This window comes from Azospirillum sp. TSH20, assembly GCF_003115935.1.
Lineage (GTDB): Bacteria > Pseudomonadota > Alphaproteobacteria > Azospirillales > Azospirillaceae > Azospirillum.
In genome coordinates, this window is the sequence record NZ_LGQU01000198.1 from 1 (window position 1) to 2,181 (window position 2,181).

The 2,181-nt window shown below is 67.0% G+C and carries 2 protein-coding genes; both read right to left on the minus strand.

The genetic code is table 11. From position 1 onward, the window contains the following. The coding region (locus tag TSH20_RS33915; protein WP_109157815.1) for an ATP-binding protein at nucleotides 1-557 on the minus strand (557 nt) is incomplete at its 3' end. Next, on the minus strand, nucleotides 544-2,064 hold the full coding sequence (istA, locus tag TSH20_RS33920; protein ID WP_109157816.1) for an IS21 family transposase: 1,521 nt from the start codon (nucleotides 2,062-2,064) through the stop codon (nucleotides 544-546). The genes TSH20_RS33915 and istA, both read right to left, overlap by 14 nt. Nucleotides 2,065-2,181 lie beyond the last annotated feature (117 nt).

Below are 2,181 nucleotides of genomic sequence, written 5' to 3' on the forward strand. Positions count from 1 at the left end.
CTGATCAGATGGAACAGCAGCTGCCCTCCGCTCTGGGAAAACGGCAGGTAGCCCAACTCGTCGAGCACAACGAGATCGACGCGGGTCAGCTGTTCGGCAAGCCGGCCGGCCTGTCCGGCCCGGGTTTCCGCTTCCAGCCGGTTCACCAGGTCGATGACGTTGAAGAAGCGGGCGCGGGCGCCATGGCGCACGCAGTTGGCCGTGATGGCAATGCACAGGTGCGTCTTGCCGGTGCCGGTCCCGCCGACGCACACGGCGTTGCGCTGCGTCTTCAGAAAGCCGCCATCGTGCAGATCGCGCACCACCGCCTCGTTGACCGGGCTGGCGGTGAAGTCGAACTCGGCCAGGGTTTTGGCCAAGGGCAGCTTGGCCGCTCCCAGCTGATAGCGGATGGAGCGGGCCTTCTTCTCCGCCACCTCCGCCGCCAGCAGATCGCCCAGGATCTGCTGGGGCGAGCGCTGCCGCTTCAGCCCATCGCGCATCACCTCGTCGTAGGCGGCGCGCATGCCGGCCAAGCTCAGCTCGGCCATCATCGCCATCACATCATGCCGCTCCATGGCAGGCCTCCCCGGCGGTCCGCAGGCGGTCGTAGCGGGCGCAATCGGCGGCCGGCTCGATCCGCAACGTCAAGGCGGCGGGCACCGCCAGCGGTGCCGATGGCGTGATGTCATGGCGGCGGGCAAGGATGTTCAGCACCACGTCGCTGCCACAGGGTCCATCCTGCAATGCAGTCTGACAGGCGGCTTCCACTGCATCGAGCCCGTCGCTGAGAATGGCGCCGAGGATCGCCACGAACTGCCGGTCCGCCTCGTTGGAGCGTCCCAGCCGGGCCTTCACCTTGCTCAGCCCCGGCGGCAGCTCCCAGTCCCGGAATGGCGCGCCGTTGCGCAGCGCCCCCGGTTTGCGGGTGAGGATGGGCAGGTAGTGCCAGGGATCGTAGACGGTGGCATCGCGGTCGAAGCGGCGCCGGTGCTCGGCCACCACCTGACCGTTCCACCACACAACGATGCGGTCGGCGTAGGCGCGCACCTGTACCGGCCGGCCAGCGGCCATGGCGGCCACGCTGTAGCGGTTGCGCTCGAAGCGGATCAGGCAGGTCTTCGAGGCGCTGACGGTGGTCTCGTGGAAGCCGTCGAACGGATCGGTCACCGCGATCAGCGCCGGCCGCTCGGCCTGGAACATCTCCCACACGCTGCGACTTCGGCATTCTGGATGCGCGGTGTCCCGCGCCCAGCTCTCCACCTCACCACGCAGCCAGTCGTTCAGTTCCTCCAGTGTCTTCACGCGGGGACGCGGCGTGAACAGGCGCTGCCGCAAGGTGCCGACCTGATTCTCGACCTGTCCCTTTTCCCAGCCCGCCGCCGGTGTGCAGGCCACCGGCTCGACCAGATAATGCGAACACATCTGGGCGAAGCGGCGGTTGAACTGGCGGTCCTTGCCGACGAACACGGCCTCGACCGCCGTCTTCATGTTGTCGTAGATGCCACGCTCGCACAGCCCGCCGTAAAAGGCCGCGGCGCCGGCGTGGGCATCAAACACCATCTCTTGGGTCTGGCGCGGGTAGACTCGGACGAAGGGCATGCGGCTGTGGCACAGCCGGACGTGCGCCACCTGCACCTTGGTGGTGACGCCGTCCAAGATGACCCAGTCCTCGGCCCAGTCGAACTGATAGGCTTCGCCTGGGGCAAAGGTCAGCGGAACAAAGCCCTGCGTCGAAGTGACCACCGGCTGGTGCTGCCGGAAACGCTTGATGTAGCGGCGCACTGCATCATAGCCGCCCGGAAACCCCAACGCCTGAAGGCGCTTGAAGAGGCCTAGGTAATCGAGCCGGTCCCGCGCCGGCTGACGATCGTTCTCCTCGACCAGCCGCTCCAACTCCTTCTGGAAGGCCCCCAACTGCGGATAGGGCTGCACCTGCCGCTCATAGCGCGGCGCCGTCTCCCCCGAGCGCAGGTACTTGCTCACCGTCTCCCGCGACACCTTCAGCGACCGGGCGATCGCCCGCTCACTCTTCCCCTTCGCGTGCTCCCGTCGGATCCGCGCTATCGTCTCCACCGTCAGCATCCTCGCTTGGCCACCCTGTCGTCCAACCCAGGGTGGAAGTCTGCCAGATCAGGAGGTGGCTGGGTTTTGGACGCCGATCACCCCCGAAACTGGCCTACTGTTCCACGCCGATGCACA